The 17,715-nt window shown below is 50.9% G+C and carries 16 protein-coding genes and 1 pseudogene; 9 read left to right on the top strand and 8 right to left on the bottom strand.

All coding sequences use genetic code 11. The annotated features are described in order from the left end of the window. Nucleotides 1-384, top strand: a complete 384-nt coding sequence (gene mutT / locus P2G88_RS09180; RefSeq protein ID WP_275795569.1) for an 8-oxo-dGTP diphosphatase MutT — start codon at nucleotides 1-3, stop codon at nucleotides 382-384. A 141-nt stretch (nucleotides 385-525) separates the two neighbouring features. Here mutT and yacG read toward each other — a convergent pair whose 3' ends face one another. The 8 genes from yacG to P2G88_RS09140 all read right to left on the bottom strand — a co-directional run bounded on the left by yacG (nucleotide 526) and on the right by P2G88_RS09140 (nucleotide 6,542). Continuing rightward, nucleotides 526-741, bottom strand: a complete 216-nt coding sequence (gene yacG, locus P2G88_RS09175) for a DNA gyrase inhibitor YacG (protein WP_275795568.1) — start codon at nucleotides 739-741, stop codon at nucleotides 526-528. Between the two features lies 1 nt (nucleotide 742). Next, nucleotides 743-1,495: a cell division protein ZapD gene (gene zapD / locus P2G88_RS09170; protein WP_275795567.1), complete on the bottom strand. Its 753-nt coding sequence runs from the start codon at nucleotides 1,493-1,495 to the stop codon at nucleotides 743-745. Nucleotides 1,496-1,693: 198 nt separating this feature from the next. After that, complete coding sequence (gene coaE / locus P2G88_RS09165; protein WP_275795566.1) at nucleotides 1,694-2,299, bottom strand: dephospho-CoA kinase; 606 nt, start codon at nucleotides 2,297-2,299, stop codon at nucleotides 1,694-1,696. Next, nucleotides 2,296-3,183, bottom strand: coding sequence for an A24 family peptidase (locus P2G88_RS09160; protein ID WP_275795565.1), 888 nt, complete (start codon nucleotides 3,181-3,183; stop codon nucleotides 2,296-2,298). The genes coaE and P2G88_RS09160 overlap by 4 nt, the downstream gene beginning before the upstream one ends. 59 nt (nucleotides 3,184-3,242) lie before the next feature. Then, a complete protein-coding gene (locus P2G88_RS09155; RefSeq protein ID WP_275795564.1) occupies nucleotides 3,243-4,463 on the bottom strand; it encodes a type II secretion system F family protein in 1,221 nt (406 codons plus the stop codon). 82 nt (nucleotides 4,464-4,545) lie between these two features. Continuing rightward, nucleotides 4,546-4,974 carry a pilin gene (locus P2G88_RS09150; protein ID WP_275795563.1) on the bottom strand — a complete coding sequence of 143 codons (429 nt, stop codon included), beginning with the start codon at nucleotides 4,972-4,974 and terminating at the stop codon, nucleotides 4,546-4,548. A gap of 205 nt (nucleotides 4,975-5,179) precedes the next feature. Further along, on the bottom strand, nucleotides 5,180-6,025 hold the full coding sequence (gene nadC / locus P2G88_RS09145; RefSeq protein WP_275795562.1) for a carboxylating nicotinate-nucleotide diphosphorylase: 846 nt from the start codon (nucleotides 6,023-6,025) through the stop codon (nucleotides 5,180-5,182). A 7-nt stretch (nucleotides 6,026-6,032) separates the two neighbouring features. Beyond that, nucleotides 6,033-6,542, bottom strand: coding sequence for a TIGR02281 family clan AA aspartic protease (locus P2G88_RS09140; RefSeq protein WP_275795719.1), 510 nt, complete (start codon nucleotides 6,540-6,542; stop codon nucleotides 6,033-6,035). Between the two features lie 113 nt (nucleotides 6,543-6,655). Here P2G88_RS09140 and ampD point away from each other — a divergent pair, with 113 nt between their 5' ends. The 8 genes and pseudogenes from ampD to P2G88_RS09100 all read left to right on the top strand — a co-directional run. Continuing rightward, complete coding sequence (gene ampD / locus P2G88_RS09135) at nucleotides 6,656-7,237, top strand: 1,6-anhydro-N-acetylmuramyl-L-alanine amidase AmpD (RefSeq protein WP_275795561.1); 582 nt, start codon at nucleotides 6,656-6,658, stop codon at nucleotides 7,235-7,237. A gap of 11 nt (nucleotides 7,238-7,248) precedes the next feature. Further along, on the top strand, nucleotides 7,249-8,073 hold the full coding sequence (ampE, locus tag P2G88_RS09130) for a beta-lactamase regulator AmpE (RefSeq protein WP_275795560.1): 825 nt from the start codon (nucleotides 7,249-7,251) through the stop codon (nucleotides 8,071-8,073). Between the two features lie 202 nt (nucleotides 8,074-8,275). Next, complete coding sequence (gene pdhR / locus P2G88_RS09125) at nucleotides 8,276-9,031, top strand: pyruvate dehydrogenase complex transcriptional repressor PdhR (protein WP_275795559.1); 756 nt, start codon at nucleotides 8,276-8,278, stop codon at nucleotides 9,029-9,031. Between the two features lie 94 nt (nucleotides 9,032-9,125). Beyond that, complete coding sequence (gene aceE, locus P2G88_RS09120) at nucleotides 9,126-11,798, top strand: pyruvate dehydrogenase (acetyl-transferring), homodimeric type (protein WP_275795558.1); 2,673 nt, start codon at nucleotides 9,126-9,128, stop codon at nucleotides 11,796-11,798. A 13-nt stretch (nucleotides 11,799-11,811) separates the two neighbouring features. Next, a complete protein-coding gene (aceF, locus tag P2G88_RS09115; protein WP_275795557.1) occupies nucleotides 11,812-13,503 on the top strand; it encodes a pyruvate dehydrogenase complex dihydrolipoyllysine-residue acetyltransferase in 1,692 nt (563 codons plus the stop codon). A gap of 187 nt (nucleotides 13,504-13,690) precedes the next feature. After that, on the top strand, nucleotides 13,691-15,112 hold the full coding sequence (lpdA, locus tag P2G88_RS09110) for a dihydrolipoyl dehydrogenase (RefSeq protein ID WP_275795556.1): 1,422 nt from the start codon (nucleotides 13,691-13,693) through the stop codon (nucleotides 15,110-15,112). Nucleotides 15,113-15,230: 118 nt separating this feature from the next. Beyond that, nucleotides 15,231-17,408: a prolyl oligopeptidase family serine peptidase gene (locus P2G88_RS09105; protein WP_275795555.1), complete on the top strand. Its 2,178-nt coding sequence runs from the start codon at nucleotides 15,231-15,233 to the stop codon at nucleotides 17,406-17,408. 103 nt (nucleotides 17,409-17,511) lie between these two features. Beyond that, nucleotides 17,512-17,715, top strand: a pseudogene (locus P2G88_RS09100) (IS5/IS1182 family transposase); the annotation flags it as partial.

Below are 17,715 nucleotides of genomic sequence, written 5' to 3'. Positions count from 1 at the left end.
ATGAAAGTGGTACATGTGGCAGTAGGGATTATCCAGCGCGCCGATCAGATTTTTATTACCCGCAGGCCGGACAATCTCCACCAGGGTGGTAAATGGGAGTTTCCCGGCGGCAAGGTGGAAGCTGGCGAAACGGTGCAGGAAGCGCTGACACGCGAACTGCATGAAGAAGTAGCTATCGATGTTACCAACAGCCGTCCCTTTATGCTGATTGAGCATGACTATGGCGATAAAAAGGTAAAATTGGATATCCATCTGGTGATGTCCTTCACCGGCGAACCCCATGGCAAAGAAGGACAGGAAAGCCGCTGGGTGGCGATTGAGGATTTATCCGGGTATGAGTTCCCCGAAGCCAATAAAGCCATTGTGGCACAGTTGCTGGGGTGATTGGGGACTCTTTTTTTTCACCACAGAGACACAGAGAGCACGGAGAGGGAATAAAGCATAAGCAGAGGCATCCATGTCGATGCTCCAAATAACCCAAAAACCTCTGTGCTCTCCGTGTCTCTGTGGTTTAATCAGATTTTACTACTTAAAAAAATCCTGAGACTGTTTACTAAGCAGGGCTTCGATATCTTCAATGTCCATACTCAGTTCCGGGGCTGGTGCGCCGGGCACCTTATGCTCTTCGGCGGCCCATTCGCCCAGGTCGATAAGTTGGCAGCGCTTGCTGCAGAAGGGGCGGTAAGGGCTTTTTTCACCCCATTCCACGTCTTTTTGGCAGGTGGGACATTTGACTTTCATATCAGCAGCAGGCCAGCTTAAAACTCACTAATGACTCCATTGCCACTTGTCCTGCTTCTTCGGGATTAAACAGCATAAAGCGGATGGCATAGCGGTATTTGTTGCCGCTTAGGGTGGGGTAGTAGCCTTTGTCGGTGGCGCAATAAATGCGGATAAGTTCATTTTTATCATCGGCCACGCCCTGGAAAAAGCCCTTTTCGGCGTTAATTTCTTCGAAGCGCCCGCGTTCACGTAAATACGCCAGAGTCACCTCAATGGCGTTACGCATCAGTGCAAATTCACCTAACCAGCGCGATAATGCTTGATGCTTAAAGGAGTGCTCCTGACGCAGCCAATAATGCAGATTAGGTAGATCGAAGCTGCAAGTGCCGCCGGGAATAAAAAAGCGCTGGCGGATAGACATCAAAAATTTGTCTTCTTTAAGGGCCAGGCCGAATTTCTTGGCATTTTTCAGTTCGTCTTTGAGATTTTGCAGCTTGGACTGGGCTACCTGTAAGGCTTCCAAATCGATATTGGGGTGCTGGGACCAAAGCGCCAGATGGCGTTCGTGAAGTTCGATGTCCTTAACCAGATCATTACGGACATCTACGCGTTCTGCTAAATCCAGCAAGGTAAACAAGGACTCGATAAAGCGCACATACTGCCAATCCTGGTCGGCGTTGGAGACTTCATGCAGCTGTTTGAATAATTGCTCAAGGCGAAGGTAGGTTCTTACCTTCTCATTGAGCGGAAATTCATAGACAGCCTGACTCATCTTCATACCCCGTTAACTTCTATTTTGTGCTTGCCCTTACTCCTGCAACCTTGGCCAAAATAGGCGCCCGATTGGCGATAAGCAAATTACTCGAACTACAACGTAAAAATAGGTTTATTTCAACCTTTTATAACAAGAATTTAATCTTTCGAGTGAGGAGGTTATGAGGTGCAGGCCATATTGATGTCTTCAGTTGGGCTACCTGGTCGCTGCCAACTGCAAATAAGCCTGATGTAACTGCGCTACTTGTGCAGGCAACGCTTCTGGACCCGCGCTATTGTCGATAATCTCATCGGCTACCGCCAAACGCTGACGCCGACTGGCCTGGCTGGCCATAATATTACGAATTAGCTGCTCGTTACTGCCATCACGCATACTGGCGCGTAGAAGCTGTTCATCTTCGTCCAAATCCACCACTAATACCCTGTCTACCAGTGTAGTCAGGCCGTTCTCTACCAGTAAGGGAATGGCCAGGATGCAATAAGGTGAAGTCGCTTTTTTGGCTCTTTCCAACAGCGTTTGCCGAATCACAGGATGCAGCAGGCTGTTCAGCCAGGCTTTATCCTCAGGGTGATTAAACACTTGTTCTCTTAGCGCCTGGCGATTAAGCGCACCCTTGTTATCCAAGATACCAGTGCCAAATTTTTCGCTGATTTGCTGTAGGGCAGGGGTGCCGGGAGCCACCACTTCGCGGGCAATGATATCGGCATCGATCACCTCAATGCCATGCTTTTCAAAAAGTGCGGATACCGTGCTTTTACCGCTGCCAATACCGCCGGTCAGACCGATCACTAATTGGCTCATCCGAGGATCAGGCTCCAGTACAGATCAGCAATCTCATGGCCGTACAGAAGAGTTAGCCAGCCAGCCACTGCCAGATAGGGACCAAAGGGAATGGCCATACTCTGGGAATCGCTGCTTTGTTTTTTGCGCAGCAGCATCATGCTAATTCCAAACACGGCACCTACGCAGGAAGACAGCAGGATAATCATCGGTAAATACTGCCAACCGACCCAAGCGCCAAGAGCGGCCAATAGCTTAAAATCTCCATAGCCCATGCCTTCCTTACCGGTTAACAGCTTAAATGCCCAATACACGGACCACAGGCTTAAATAACCGGCAGCAGCACCAATAATGGCATCGGTGGGGCTGACATGGGTGACGCCAAGGCTGGCCAAAAGGCCTAGCCATAGCAAAGGTAAGGTAAGCTGGTCCGGCAATAACATGCGATCCAGATCGATAAAAATCATTGCCACCAGCATCCAGCTTAATATCAATACCGCCAGGGCCATGGGGGTAAAACCATAGTGCCAGGCTACGAAACCACTGACCAAGCCGGTAAACAGCTCTACCAGTGGATAGCGAACAGGGATCCGAGTGGCGCATTGGCTACATTTACCTTTCAGAGCCAGCCAACTGATTAGCGGAATATTTTCCCAGGCCCTGATTTGATGACCACATTTAGGACAGCTGGAGTTGGGGGTAACCAAATTGTAGGTGGGCGTATCTGGCTGGGTTTGCTCAGGGTGGAAGTAGTTTTGATATTCCTGCTTCCAACTGGTTTCCATCATAATGGGCAGACGGTGTATCACCACATTTAAAAAGCTGCCGATAATCAGCCCCAGCAACAAGGCGGTAAAGCTCCACGCCAGCGGGGAGCTTTCCAATAAGATAAAGATTTCAGGCATGTTAGAGAGTTTTTATTTTTAACTATGGCTTATGTTACGCGATCGGCCGTTGAAGTCACCTAGCCAACTACCATACCCATCTGGAATATGGGTAAGTACATAGCCACAATCAGACCGCCAATTACGACCCCTAATACCGCCATGATCATGGGTTCCAACAGGCTGGTCAGGCCATCCACCATATCATCCACTTCACGCTCATAGATGGTGGCAATTTTGCCAAGCATTTCATCTACCGAACCGGATTCTTCACCGATAGCAATCATTTGCGTGACCATGTCGGGAAATACCGCAGTGGCGCGCATAGCGCTATGCATTTGAATGCCGCCTGCCACTTCTTTTCGAATGTACAAGATAGCATCACGAAACAGTGCATTACCGGCTGCGCCGGCGGCAGATTCCAAGGCACCAATCAACGGCACACCGGCGGCAAAGGTGGTGGACAGGGTGCGGGTAAAGCGGGCAATAGACGCTTTTTTCAAAATTTCCCCAATCACCGGGATCTTTAGAATTTTTTTATCCAAATTATCCCGCAGTTGCGGTGATTTCTTATAGGTTTTCATAAACAAGGTGGCGCCCACAAACATGGCCGCCAGAATATAGAGTCCGAAATCTTGCACAAATTTCGATATGGCCAGCACAAATTGGGTGAAGGCGGGAAGTTCTGCACCAAAACTGGAAAAAATTTCTTCAAATTGTGGGACCACAAATACCAATAAGATTGTGGTGACAACAAAGGCCACCACAATTACCGCCACTGGGTAGAACATGGCCTTCTTAATTTTTGACTTAAGGGCTTCGGCTTTTTCTTTGTAGGTGGCAATACGGTCGTAAATGGTTTCCAAGGCACCTGACTGTTCCCCGGTTTCCACCAAATCACAGTAAAGATCTTCGAAATGGTCAGGATGTTTTCTCAGGGCAGTAGACAGTGGATTACCGGCTTTCACTTCATTGCCCACATCAGTCAACAGCTTGCGCATGCTGGCTTTGGAGTGGCCCTGGGCAATCATATCAATGGTCTGGATCAGGGTAACGCCAGCGGCTAGCATGGTAGCGATTTGGCGAGACAATACACAAATATCGGCCGCATTGATTTTTTCGGCGCCCTTACCAAATAACGGCTTACTGAACTTTTTAACTTTGGTGGCAGAGACTCCCTGGCGACGCAACATATTGCGGGCTTCGCTGATGGAGGCCGCGGTGATTTGGCCTTTAATTGCATCACCTTTTTTATTCTTACCCTGCCAGGTAAAGGTATCCATTGATTTTGGTTTAGCCATTTCACACCACCAAGAGGTTAATTGCGGGCGATTCAGACAAAAAAGCCCAGTGAAGACTGGGCTTTTTCAGACATTTAGCTAATTAGCACAGGGAAGCGGCTTGGCAACCACCTGATACTGCCCAAGTTACAGCGCCATTGGCAACAGTACCTGTCAGTACATAGGTTTCGGCTGCAGTTACACCAGCTTTAACACCAGCAGTTGGGGTTACAGTGATAGTGTAGGGACCACCCGCTGCGCCACCCAGGGCAACTGTGCCTACCAAAGGACCAGCTGTCCAACCAGCTTGTACAGGAATAGTAGAACAGTCGGCAGGAACGCCAGTCTGAGCACACACTTCAATTGCCGTCTTGGCTGGAGTGGCTGCAGATACTACTTCGCTGTATGCGGATTTAGCGGTATAGGTCTGATAAGCAGGCAGCGCAATCGCGGCTAGGATACCGATAATGGCCACCACAATCATCAATTCAATCAGGGTAAAACCCTTGTTGTTGGTCATCTGTGTCTTCATGGTTTCATCTCCACTGCATTCTTTGAATGCGTTTAAGGTTACTGGCAAGAGAAGCAGACCTTGGCAGTTGACTGCGGTTGGCTGTTTGCTCAATCCGAGTTCAGTATAGATCCCTGCGCGCTTTGAACAAGTATCTGTTTCCATACATGAGTGTCAGTCCAATGCCTTTTGCCATTTTAATTGTAATCTACCCAGCTTCAGATACTTACCAAGTCTTGATGATACGCATGGAAAGATCCACTGCGCGCACATGCTTAGTCAGCGCACCACTGGAGATGTAATCCACGTCGGTCGCGGCAAGCGCAGGTAGCGCTTCTACAGTGACATTGCCTGAGACTTCCAGTTTACAGCGTCCCTGATTGATGGAAACCGCATTACGTATATCTTCTAATCCAAAGTTATCCAGCATAATGATATCGCTGCCGGCGGTAAGCGCCTGGTTGAGTTCATCCAGGCTTTCTACTTCCACTTCCACAGGTTTGCCGGGGTGCTGCTGACGCGCAGCAGCCACCGCATTGGCAATGCTGCCGCAGGCCAGAATATGGTTCTCTTTGATAAGGAAGGCATCAAACAATCCCACGCGATGGTTTTTACCGCCGCCACAGGTGACCGCATATTTTTGCGCTGCGCGAAGGCCCGGCAGGGTTTTACGGGTATCCAGAATGCGAGTTTTTGTACCCTTTAGGGCCATAACATAGGTGGCGGTGACCGTTGCCGTACCACTTAAGCTTTGTAAAAAATTAAGGGCGGCACGCTCGCCGGTGAGAATGTCCCTGGCCGGACCTTGCAATTCAAACAGGGTACTATCGGCCTTGACCGCTTCACCGTCCTTCACCTGCCAAGTCACTTGGACACGATTACCCAGTTGTCTGAACACCTCATCAACCCACGCCGCGCCCGCGACCACGCAATCTTCGCGGCAAATTACTCTGGCTTGGGCTTGTTGTGTTGCTGGGATAAGGGCGGCGGTAATATCGCCACTATGATAACCAAGATCTTCATCCAGCGCGGCGGCAACATTGCGCTGAATTTCCTGCTGTAGCTGTAACATGGTGTTCCTAAAAGCTGTCTGAAGAACCGAGGTGGTAACGCAAGGTTAGCCAGTCCCCTCGTTGAGTGAATTCTAATTGTTTGAGGGCACTCATGCCCAACAGAATTTCATCGCCACCCATACCTGGGTTGAGGTTGGCGCTGATATTGTTTAGCAGAATATCACCCAACTGAAGCTCGCCGACGGTGGTACTGCTCACATTCACTGTACCATTGGCGGTTAATACCCGTTGAGAATGGCCTGCACTGAGCCCCAGCTTATGGCCTAAGTGGGCCGGGATGGAGACTTGTGTGGCGCCGGTATCCAGCAAAAAGGTCACCGGCACACCATTGATAAAACCGCCGCTGACATAGTGTCCCTGGCGGTTACGTTTGAGTTTGACTTCCGTCGCCGTATCCTGGCGATAGGACAGCGGCTCGGCATTGGGGTTGAACTGCTTGTTCAACTCGTCATCGAACCAAAGGGTTAATAAGCCAAGGGCAGCCACCCAGGCTAGCACCATCATCCATTTACCCATTTTACTGGTGTCTGTAGACAAACTTTTTCCTTATAAACTTGGTATCAGCGCGACTTGCTCCGCCAAAACTGGCCAACCATAATAGCCTCAGAATGCAATTGAGAAAATAAACCATGTTTGATGCCCAAGGGATCTATACCGCAGCCAGGCAACGGCCTTCTCCCCATTTTAATGACAGACCTGTGGACGAATCTCCGAGTTTACTGGTAGTACACAATATTTCTCTCCCCCCCGGTCAGTTCGGTGGTGCCGATATAGATGCGCTATTTATGGGATCGTTGGATTGCACCCGTCACCCTTTTTACCGGGAACTTGACGGTCTTCGGGTCTCAAGTCATTTTGTAATTTACCGAAACGGGGAAATTGTCCAATACGTGCCTGTTAGCAAAAGGGCCTGGCATGCGGGGCAATCTACCTTTCAGGGCAGAGGGGATTGTAATAATTACTCCATTGGTATCGAACTGGAGGGCACGGATGAGCTTCCCTACAGCGCAGACCAGTACCGCAGCCTGCTGACAATAACCCAGGCTATCATGCACACTTACCCTAAGATCACCCTTTCCCGGATAGTGGGGCATTGTGATATCGCTCCATGCCGTAAAACTGATCCCGGCGTTGCCTTCGACTGGGGTTGGTACAGAGGGCAACTACGAGGGCAGGCATTGCAGTGCCAGCCACTGCCAACACAAACCTAAAAGGATCTGCAATGACATTGATCAGCTTGTTACTGGTACTGGCGCTGGAAAGAGTGGTAAATAAAACCCGCTGGTGGCAGAAGGACACTTATCAAAACCAGTATTTTGGTTTTCTAAAGGAACGCAGATTATTAGCTGCAGATACCGCCGTTGTGAATATGCTGGGCTTGGTGCTGGCGCCCGCCGCTTTACTGTATCTACTGCTATGGCAGATGGATGCGCCTTTTCTTGAACTGATTATCAACACCGCGATTTTGATGGTCTGTGTCGGTTGTGCCGATGTAAGAAGCAAATATAAAGGTTATCTGGAAGCCTCCAGTCGCGGTGATGAGGAAGCCGCGTTTCTCTATGCCCAGCAGTTGGGTTATGACCCGGAGAGTGACGGCAGTTTTGGGCGCTTTCTGGTTTGGGTTAATTATCGTCACTATGGTGCGTTAATGTTGTGGTTCTTGGTATTGGGCGGTGCCGGTGCGGTGTTCTACCAACTTTCTGTGGGATTGTTGCAGCGTCTCAAGGAATCACAGTCTGACCAGGCAGGTGATTGGTATAAACTCGTGGAAATCCTTGATTGGTTGCCGGCCCGCATCACTGCTCTTGGTCTGCTGTTGGTGGGGCATTTCTCGAGAGCCTTGCCAGTCTGGATGTCACTTTCCGCAGACGGTGACGTCTCCGCCCGTCAGCTTATTACCCAAGTCGCCAAATCAGCGGAACATGTTGAAGCCGACACGCCGGTGTGCACAGAAGAGGCCTGCACCATGGTGATAATGGCCAAGCGTAATATGATGCTGTTGTTAGCTGCAATTGCGGTTTTCACTTTGTCTGGTTGGGTAGGCTAATTCATTCATAGTCACCGGCGACGCCTGGCGCCGGTTCCTTAGCAAACTGTTAAATTGGTCATACCAGTTCCCTTTTGGCTTCTCCAAGCCGCTATCGCCATATCTTCCCCTCTTGTTTGCTTAAATAGTCATCAGTTGTGATGATTTACCCAAAGTAATTTTTGTTCTATGCTTATAGGTAAATTGGTAAGACCATTTTTATATGCAAAGGATCCAGGCTAAAAAACTGTCGGATGTGATTGTGGAGCAAATAGAGTCCATGATCCTCGATGGCAAGCTGATTGCTGGCCAACGGCTGCCCGCAGAGCGGGACTTGGCGGAGCAGTTTGATGTGTCTCGCCCTTCCTTACGTGAGGCTATTCAAAAGCTTGAAGCCAAGGGTTTGGTTAATCGTAAGCAAGGCGGTGGTACCTTCGTACAGACGCGTTTGGCATTGGTAGAAAATGCACCATTGCTGGAGTTGATTGCCGCAAAGCCTGAGTCGCAGTTTGATCTGCTGGAATTTCGTCATGCCCTGGAGGGGATGGCGGCATATTACGCGGCCTTGCGCGGAACGCCACAGCAGGTCGAGGCCATCCAGGCGGCATTTGTGGAAGTGAAAGCCGTACAGCAACAACAGGATATTGCGGCAGAGGCAAAGGCGCTTGCGGGCTTTTATCTGGAGATGATCCAGGCTTCTCAGAACATGGTATTGCTGCATATCTTTCGCGGATTGCAGCCTTTATTGCAGGACAATATCAGGCGTAACCTCGAAGTGCTGTCCAGTCAGCCGCAGTTGAGCGAACAAATTAATCGCCAACGGTTGCGGATCTTGGATGCCATCGTCGCAGGCGATCCTGAGCAGGCCAGGCGGGCCAGCAATGAGCATCTGGCCTTTATCGAAGAGACGCTGCTCAATATCAACAGGCAAGACTCGCGTACCCAGCGTTCGTTGCGTCGTATCGAGATGCCTGACTAAGCAAAATTGTAGAAAAAACCGACGGATAGCAGTCATTTTGCACTATCTTTATCCGTTATCGAAGATTGAACAACACAGACTAAAGGAAAGCGCTATGGCAGATTTGAACAGGCCTGACGTGGATCCACAGGAAACACTGGAATGGCTCGATGCACTGGAGGCAGTGCTGGAAAATGAAGGGGCGGAGCGCGCCCATTTCCTGCTGGAGTCCTTGATTGAAAAAGCCCGCCGTAGCGGCGCTTACCTTCCTTATACGGCGACTACTGCTTACGTCAATACTATTCCCGCCGGTCAGGAGCCACCTCTGCCTGGCGATCAAAGTATGGAAGCCCGTATTCGCAGCGCTATTCGCTGGAACGCGATGATGATGGTCGTACGTGCTTCCAAGAAAGATTTGGAACTCGGCGGTCACATCTCCAGCTTTGCCTCTTCGGCCATGCTTTATGATGTGGGCTTTAACCACTTCTTCCGTGCTCCGAATGATCAGGACGGTGGCGATTACCTTTTCGTTCAGGGCCACGTAGCCCCCGGCATTTATTCCCGTGCCTATATCGAAGGTCGCTTAAGCGAAGAACAGTTGGATATGTTCCGTCAGGAAGTGGACGGCAGCGGACTGTCTTCTTATCCGCATCCCAAGTTGATGCCCGACTTCTGGCAGTTCCCCACCGTATCCATGGGCCTGGGACCGATTCAGGCCATTTATCTGGCTCGCTTCCTTAAATATCTGACCGATCGTGGCATCAAGGATTGCTCTGAGCAGCGCGTATGGTGTTTCCTCGGTGACGGTGAATGTGATGAACCGGAAAGCTTGGGCGCCATTGGCCTTGCCGCGCGCGAAGGCCTGGATAACCTGACCTTTGTGATCAACTGTAACTTACAGCGTCTGGATGGTCCTGTTCGCGGTAACGGCAAGATTATTCAGGAACTGGAAGGCACCTTCCGTGGTGCCGGTTGGGAAGTGATTAAGGTTATCTGGGGCCGCTACTGGGATCCGCTATTGGCCCGCGACACCAGCGGAAAGCTGATCGATCTGATGAATGAAACCGTTGACGGTGAGTATCAGAACTATAAGGCTAAAGGCGGCGCTTTTACCCGCGAGAAGTTCTTTGGCAAATACCCAGAGCTCAAAGCCATGGTCGCCAATATGTCCGATGACGATATCTGGCGTCTGAACCGTGGTGGTCACGATCCAGTTAAGGTGTACGCGGCTTATAAACGTGCCACCGACACCAAAGGCCGCCCACAGGTGATCCTGGCCAAGACCGTAAAAGGCTATGGCATGGGCGCTGCCGGTGAAGGTAAAAACATTGCTCACCAGGTGAAGAAGATGGACATGGATGCGATCAAGCACTTCCGTGATCGCTTCAATATGCCGATCAGCGACGACAAGCTGAACGACTTACCTTATTTCCGGTTCCCCGATGACAGCGCCGAGATGAAATATCTGCGCGAGCGTCGTGAAGCCCTTAAGGGCTTTATGCCCAAGCGCTTGCCTAAGAGCACCGAGAGCCTGCAGGCGCCCTCACTGAAGGCCTTCGATGCCATCACCAAAGGTTCAGGTGAGCGCGAAATCTCCACTACCATGGCCTTTGTGCGGGTGCTGACCGCCATGCTTAAGGACAAGGATATTGGTGCGCGCGTTGTGCCGATTATCCCCGATGAAGCCCGCACATTTGGTATGGAAGGTTTGTTCCGTCAGGTCGGTATTTACTCCAGCCAGGGACAGAAGTACGAGCCGCAGGATGCCGATCAGGTGGCTTATTATCGTGAAGATAAGAAGGGCCAGGTACTGCAGGAAGGCATTAATGAACTCGGCGCCATGGCTTCATGGCTGGCGGCCGGTACCTCCTATTCCACCAACGACCTGCCGATGATCCCGGTGTATATCTACTACTCCATGTTCGGCTTCCAGCGTGTCGGTGATTTGGCCTGGGCTGCCGGTGACAGCCAGTGCCGAGGTTTCCTGGTCGGTGGTACGGCAGGACGTACCACGCTAAACGGTGAAGGTTTGCAGCATCAGGATGGTCACAGCCATATTCAGGCGGGTCTTATCCCCAACTGTGTGACTTACGATCCAACCTACGGTTACGAAGTGGCGGTCATCGTGCAAGACGGTCTGCGCCGCATGTACGAAGAACAGGAAAACGTCTTCTATTACCTGACCGTGATGAACGAAAACTATGTTCAGCCGGAAATGCCCAAAGATGTGGAAGAGGGCATTATCAAAGGGATCTATAAGCTGGATACGCACAAGGCCGGTAAAGCCAAGCACAGCGTTAAGCTCTTGGGCAGCGGTACCATATTGTTGCAGGTGCGCGAAGCGGCAGAAATTTTGCGTGACCAGTTCGGTATCGGCTCTGAGGTGTACAGTGTGACCTCCTTTAACGAACTGGGTCGGGATGGTTTGGATTGCGACCGCTACAACATGCTGCATCCCACCGCCAATGAGAAGATACCCTATGTGACCAAGGTTCTCTCTGGTGGCGTAGACGGTCCCACTATTGCCGCGACCGATTATGTGAAGGCCTATGCCGACCAGATCCGTGCGTTTGTGCCGGGTCAATACAAGGTGCTGGGTACTGACGGTTTCGGTCGTTCAGACAGTCGCGCCAACCTGCGTCGCCACTTCGAGGTAGATGCCGCTTATATCGTGCTGGCTTCATTGTCAGAGTTGGCTAAGAGCGGTGCTATCGATAAGAAAGTCGTAGTCGATGCCATGAAGAAGCTGGGCATTGACCCAGACAAGATCAACCCGCTGTACGCCTAAGGAGATTATCGGCATGTCACAACTAAAAGATGTACTGGTACCTGATGTCGGCGGCGAAGAAGTCGAAATTATTGAGATCTGTGTGGCCGTGGGCGACAAGGTGGAAGCCGAGGAGTCGCTGATCACCGTCGAAAGCGACAAGGCAAGCATGGATATACCTGCACCCTTTGCTGGTGTGGTCAAAGAAATTCTGGTGCAGGTCGGTGATAAGATTGGTCAGGACAAGCTGATCATGAAGCTGGAATCTGCTGAGGTTGCTGAGGAAGACGCTAAATCAGAAGACAAGGTCTCTAAGTCAGAGGAAAAGGCCGAGAAGCCAGCGCCCAAGGAAGAAAAACCGGCAAAAGAAGAGACATCCAAGACTGAGACGAAAGCCGCGGAAGTCGGCAAGGTACAGGAAGTACAGGTCCCCGATATCGGCGACGCTGCCGATGTGGATGTGATTGAGGTGTTGGTTAAGGTGGGCGACAAGGTGGAGGCCGAGACCGGTCTGATCACTCTGGAAACTGACAAGGCCACTATGGATGTGCCCGCACCTTTTGCCGGTGTGGTCAAAGAACTGAAGGTAAAAACTGGCGATAAAGTCAGCCAGGGTAGCTTGATTGCCTTGATTGAGACTTTAGGTGCAGAAGGTGGCACACAGGCTGAGGCCACACCAGCCAAAGAAGCACATGAAGAAAAGACAGAAGCTCCCCAGGCCAACGCAGCAACGGCCAGCGCGCCCAAGGCGCCACCCGTTCCGCATCATCCTTCGGCGGGGGAGCTGCCCCGTACTGGTAAGATCCATGCGTCGCCATCTGTGCGTCGTTTGGCTCGCGAATTTGGTGTGGATCTGGCCCAGGTGAAAGGCAGTGGTCCAAAGAATCGGGTGCTTAAAGAAGATGTGCAGTCTTATGTGAAGTACGAACTGTCACGACCCAAGATGACCGCTGGAAGTTCGGTCGCCTCGGGCTCCGGCGGCTTACAGGTATTAGCACCACCGAAGGTGGACTTTGCCAAGTTCGGTGAAGTGGAAGAAGTGCCGCTGACCCGTATTCAGAAGATTTCCGGCCCCAACCTTCACCGCAACTGGGTTACTATCCCCCATGTGACGCAGTTTGAAGAAGCCGATATCACCGAGGTGGAAAACTTCCGCAAAGAACAAAACGCCATTGCCGAGAAGAAAAAGCTGGGCGTTAAGATCACCCCGCTGGTGTTTATCATGAAGGCGGTTGCCGATGCCCTTAAGGCTCATCCGGTATTCAACTCTTCTTTGTCTGAATCCGGTGAAAGCCTGATCCAGAAGAAGTATTACCATATCGGTATTGCCGTAGACACCCCCGGAGGCCTGGTGGTGCCTGTGGTGCGTGATGTGGACAAAAAAGGCATCTATGAGCTTTCTGAAGAACTGGCTGAAATCAGTAAGAAAGCGCGTGAAGGTAAGCTTAAAGCCGCCGATATGCAGGGTAGTTGCTTTACTATTTCCAGCCTTGGTGGCATCGGGGGTACGGCCTTTACGCCTATCGTCAATGCGCCCGATGTGGCTATTCTTGGCGTATCACGCAGCGATATTAAACCCAAGTGGAACGGCAAAGAGTTTGAGCCGCGCCTGATGTTGCCCTTGTCGCTGTCCTACGATCACCGGGTGATCGACGGTGCGGTAGCAGCACGCTTTGCGGTGCATTTAAGCAGCGTACTGGGCGATATCCGCCAGATGCTGCTGTAGGAATGTGAACCACAGAGACACAGAGATCACAAAGATTATGCTCTCTGTGCCCTCCGTGTCTCCGTGGTGAATAAATTGAATTTAAGGGGCACTACTTTGCTAATCATTGTTTGGCTAGGTAAAATCCCCGCGGTCTGTCTGAATAAAACAACTTAAACCTGATTACCCAAAGAGATTGAGGTCACTGATGAGCGAAATTAAAACACAACTGGTGGTGCTGGGCGCCGGTCCGGGTGGTTACTCTGCAGCCTTTCGCGCTGCCGATCTGGGCATTGAAACCGTTATCGTCGATGCCAGGGACACCCTGGGCGGCGTATGCTTGAATGTGGGATGTATTCCTTCCAAGGCCCTGTTGCACGTAGCCAAGGTGATTGATGACGCTCGTGAAATGGCCCATCACGGTGTGAGCTTCGGTGAGCCTCAGATCGATCTGGATAAGGTGCGTTCTTGGAAAGACAGCGTGGTCAGCCAACTGACCAAAGGTCTGGCCGGTATGTCCAAGATGCGAAAAGTCCAGCACGTGCAAGGCTACGGTAAATTTACCGGCAGCAACACGTTGGAAGTTGATGGCAAAGATGGCAAGACCACCATCAAGTTCGACAACGCCATCATCGCTGCGGGTTCTGAGCCAGTATCATTGCCCTTTATTCCGAAGAATGATGACCGTGTGATCGATTCAACCGGTGCCTTGGAGATGAAAGACATTCCCAAGAAGATGCTGGTGCTGGGTGGCGGTATCATCGGCCTGGAAATGGGCACGGTATACAAGGCTCTGGGCAGCGAAATCGATGTGGTGGAATTCCTTGATCAGCTGGTGCCTGCCGCTGACAAGGACATCATCAAGGTTTACCAGAAGTACGTGAAAGACAAGTTCAACGTGATGCTGGAAACCAAAGTCACCAACGTAGAAGCCAAGGAAGACGGCCTGTATGTGAGCTTCGAAGGTAAGCAAGCCCCGTCTGAGGCGGTACGTTACGACAAAGTTCTGGTAGCGGTAGGGCGTCGTCCTAATGGCGGTCTGCTGGATGCCGATAAGGCTGGCGTGAAGGTCGATGAGCGCGGTTTTATCAACGTTGATAAGCAGATGAAGACCAACGTTAACCACATTTATGCCATCGGCGATCTGGTTGGTCAGCCTATGCTGGCCCACAAAGCCGTGCATGAAGGTCATGTGGCTGCCGAAGTCATTGCCGGTAAGAAGCACTTCTTCGATCCGCGCTGCATTCCTTCCGTGGCCTACACCGATCCGGAAATCGCCTGGGTCGGTCTGACCGAGAAAGAAGCCAAAGAAAAGGGCATCAGCGTTGAAACTGCCACCTTCCCCTGGGCCGCTTCTGGTCGTGCTATCGCTTCTGGTCGCACTGAAGGTATGACCAAGATGATCTTTGAAAAGGACAGCGGTCGTGTGGTGGGTGGTGCCATCGTGGGTATTAACGCCGGTGAGATGTTGGGTGAAATTGGTCTGGCCATCGAAATGGGCGCCGATGCTGAAGATGTGGCATTGACTATCCATGCGCACCCGACCTTGAATGAGTCTATCGGTCTGGCCTCTGAGATTTTCGAAGGTAGCATTACCGATCTGCCAAACCCAAAAGCCAAGAAGAAATAATAGGGCGGCAATACTGACGCTTTATGATGTGTTAAGGCCGCTTATGCGGCCTTTTCTTTTAAAAGCGCCGATGTAAGATGTTTTTTGACCAGATTACAAATAATAACAGGGACATCAGATGAAAGTGTTAACCACGGCAATACTGGCCACCTTGGTGGTGGCTGGTTGCTCCAAAGCTCCCCAAGAGCAAACCGACGATAACAACAGTGTGAACAAAACCAGTATGAGCTTACCAACCGCCAAATTGGAATATGTTGAAACCCGCAGAGGCGAAGTGGTAGATACCTACTTTGACCAGCAAGTGCCGGATCCCTACCGCTGGCTTGAAGATGACAGAAGCGAGGAAACCGCAGCTTGGGTGAAAGCCCAGAACGAAGTGACCTTCGGTTATCTGGAGCAAATCCCCTACCGCAAGCAAATTGAGGAACGTCTGACCCAGCTGTGGAACTATGAGCGGGTAAGCGCCCCCTTTAAAGAGGGAAAGTACACCTATTTCTTTAAAAACGACGGTTTGCAAAATCAGTCCGTGCTGTATCGCCTTGATGCCGAGGGTAATGAGCAGGTTTTCTTGGACCCGAATAAATTCAGTGAAGACGGTACCACTTCCTTGTCGGACATCAGCTTCTCACGGGATGGCAGTATGCTGGCTTATGCTATCTCTGAAGGTGGCAGCGACTGGCGTAAAGTCATTGTTATTGATGTGGAAACCAAGCAGGAGTTGGAACCTGCCTTGGTCGACATTAAATTCAGTGGTATCGAATGGCTCGGCAATCAAGGGTTCTATTACTCCAGTTATGATAAGCCAGAGGGCAGTGAGCTGTCCGCCAAAACCGACCAACATAAACTTTACTATCACCAGCTAGGCCAGCCGCAGAGCCAGGATGTATTAGTATTTGGTGGCAGCGAAGAGCAAAAACATCGTTATGTTTTTGGTCAGGTAAGTGATGATGATCGCTATCTGGTGATTGAGGCGGCGGTATCCACTTCCGGCAATAAGCTTTTTGTCAAAGATCTGAGCAAGGCCGATGCCCCCTTGGTCACGGTGCTGGACAACACCAATTCCGATACCAATCTGGTGGACTCGGTTGGCGATGCTTTGTTGCTGGTAACCAACCTCAATGCACCCAACAAGAAAGTCGTGCGCATGACTTTGAATAATCCTGGCCCGGATAATTGGCAGGATGTGATCCCGCATACTGACAATGTGCTGAGTATCAGCACTGGTGCAGGCTATTTGTTCGCCGAGTATATGGTGGATGCCTTATCTAAAGTTTACCAGTATGACTATCAGGGCAAACTGGTTCGCGAAATTACGCTGCCTGACCTGGGGAATGCCGGTGGCTTCGAAGCTAAGAAAGAAGACCAAACGGTCTACTACAGCTTCAGTAACTATCTGATGCCCAGCACCATTTATGCACTCAATCCCAACAACGGCGAGTCCACTTTGCATACCAAACCACAAGTGGCCTTTGATGCCGAGGGATATACATCAGAACAGGTGTTCTTTGAGTCCAAAGATGGTACTCGCGTACCCATGATGCTGACCTACAAGAAAGGTCTGAAGCTGGATGGCAGTAATCCTACGCAACTTTATGGTTACGGTGGTTTTAATATCAGCATTACCCCCAACTTCTCACCTGCTCTGGCGGGTTGGATGGAACTAGGCGGCGTGCTGGCCATGGTCAATCTGCGCGGTGGCGGGGAATACGGTAAGGCCTGGCATAAAGCCGGCACGCAGATGAACAAGCAAAATGTGTTTGATGACTTTATTGCTGCAGCCGAATATCTGATTGATAAGGGTTATACCAGCAATAAACGTTTGATGATCCGTGGCGGCTCCAATGGTGGCTTGCTGGTGGGGGCGGTGATGACCCAACGTCCTGACTTGATGCAGGTTGCGATCCCGCAAGTTGGCGTGCTCGATATGTTGCGTTATCACACCTTTACCGCCGGTGCCGGTTGGGCCTATGACTACGGTACCGTCGAAGACAGCCCTGAAATGTTTGCATACTTAAAGGGTTATTCGCCGGTACATAACGTTGAAGCGGGGACGGATTATCCGGCGACGCTGGTGACCACAGGTGACCATGATGATCGCGTGGTCCCTGCTCACTCCTTTAAGTTTGCTGCCGAGTTACAGGCCAAGCAAGCTGGTGACAGACCGACGCTGATCCGTATCGAAACCAAGGCCGGTCATGGTGCAGGTACGCCCACGGACAAGATTATCGAGCTGTATGCCGATATCTATGCCTTTAGCTTGTATAACATGGGCATCGAGTCCCTTAACGCACAGTAATAATGAAAAGGGCGCCTTAAGCGCCCTTCAGACTGTTGAAAAAGGCCTGGACGCAGATCCAGGCCTTTGATCTAATGAGCATAGTGAACAACATGGATTCACCATGCTTAGAGACAAAACCCCACAACAATATGAACTAGAAATGGTCGCCATTGACCAGCTCGTACCGCAGGACCACTTGGTACGCCTGATTGACCTAGCCATTGATTTTGAATTTATCCGCGACAAGGTAGCGCATTTGTATTGCCAAGATAACGGGCGTCCGGCGGTTGACCCGGTGCGTCTGTTCAAAATCCTGTTTCTCGGC

It is taken from the genome of Aliiglaciecola sp. CAU 1673, from assembly GCF_029223185.1.
GTDB lineage: Bacteria > Pseudomonadota > Gammaproteobacteria > Enterobacterales > Alteromonadaceae > Bowmanella.
This window is presented reverse-complemented; position numbering and strand designations above follow the sequence as displayed.

Bases quoted from the DNA above. Each gene is read 5' to 3' on its own strand.
- lpdA (WP_275795556.1), top strand. From the start codon at position 13,691: ATGAGCGAAATTAAAACACAACTGGTGGTGCTGGGCGCCGGTCCGGGT.
- P2G88_RS09150 (WP_275795563.1), bottom strand. From the start codon at position 4,974: ATGAAGACACAGATGACCAACAACAAGGGTTTTACCCTGATTGAATTG.
- nadC (WP_275795562.1), bottom strand. From the start codon at position 6,025: ATGTTACAGCTACAGCAGGAAATTCAGCGCAATGTTGCCGCCGCGCTG.
- pdhR (WP_275795559.1), top strand. From the start codon at position 8,276: ATGCAAAGGATCCAGGCTAAAAAACTGTCGGATGTGATTGTGGAGCAA.
- ampD (WP_275795561.1), top strand. From the start codon at position 6,656: ATGTTTGATGCCCAAGGGATCTATACCGCAGCCAGGCAACGGCCTTCT.
- mutT (WP_275795569.1), top strand. From the start codon at position 1: ATGAAAGTGGTACATGTGGCAGTAGGGATTATCCAGCGCGCCGATCAG.
- ampE (WP_275795560.1), top strand. From the start codon at position 7,249: ATGACATTGATCAGCTTGTTACTGGTACTGGCGCTGGAAAGAGTGGTA.
- aceF (WP_275795557.1), top strand. From the start codon at position 11,812: ATGTCACAACTAAAAGATGTACTGGTACCTGATGTCGGCGGCGAAGAA.
- aceE (WP_275795558.1), top strand. From the start codon at position 9,126: ATGGCAGATTTGAACAGGCCTGACGTGGATCCACAGGAAACACTGGAA.
- P2G88_RS09155 (WP_275795564.1), bottom strand. From the start codon at position 4,463: ATGGCTAAACCAAAATCAATGGATACCTTTACCTGGCAGGGTAAGAAT.
- zapD (WP_275795567.1), bottom strand. From the start codon at position 1,495: ATGAGTCAGGCTGTCTATGAATTTCCGCTCAATGAGAAGGTAAGAACC.
- yacG (WP_275795568.1), bottom strand. From the start codon at position 741: ATGAAAGTCAAATGTCCCACCTGCCAAAAAGACGTGGAATGGGGTGAA.
- P2G88_RS09140 (WP_275795719.1), bottom strand. From the start codon at position 6,542: ATGGGTAAATGGATGATGGTGCTAGCCTGGGTGGCTGCCCTTGGCTTA.
- P2G88_RS09105 (WP_275795555.1), top strand. From the start codon at position 15,231: ATGAAAGTGTTAACCACGGCAATACTGGCCACCTTGGTGGTGGCTGGT.
- coaE (WP_275795566.1), bottom strand. From the start codon at position 2,299: ATGAGCCAATTAGTGATCGGTCTGACCGGCGGTATTGGCAGCGGTAAA.
- P2G88_RS09160 (WP_275795565.1), bottom strand. From the start codon at position 3,183: ATGCCTGAAATCTTTATCTTATTGGAAAGCTCCCCGCTGGCGTGGAGC.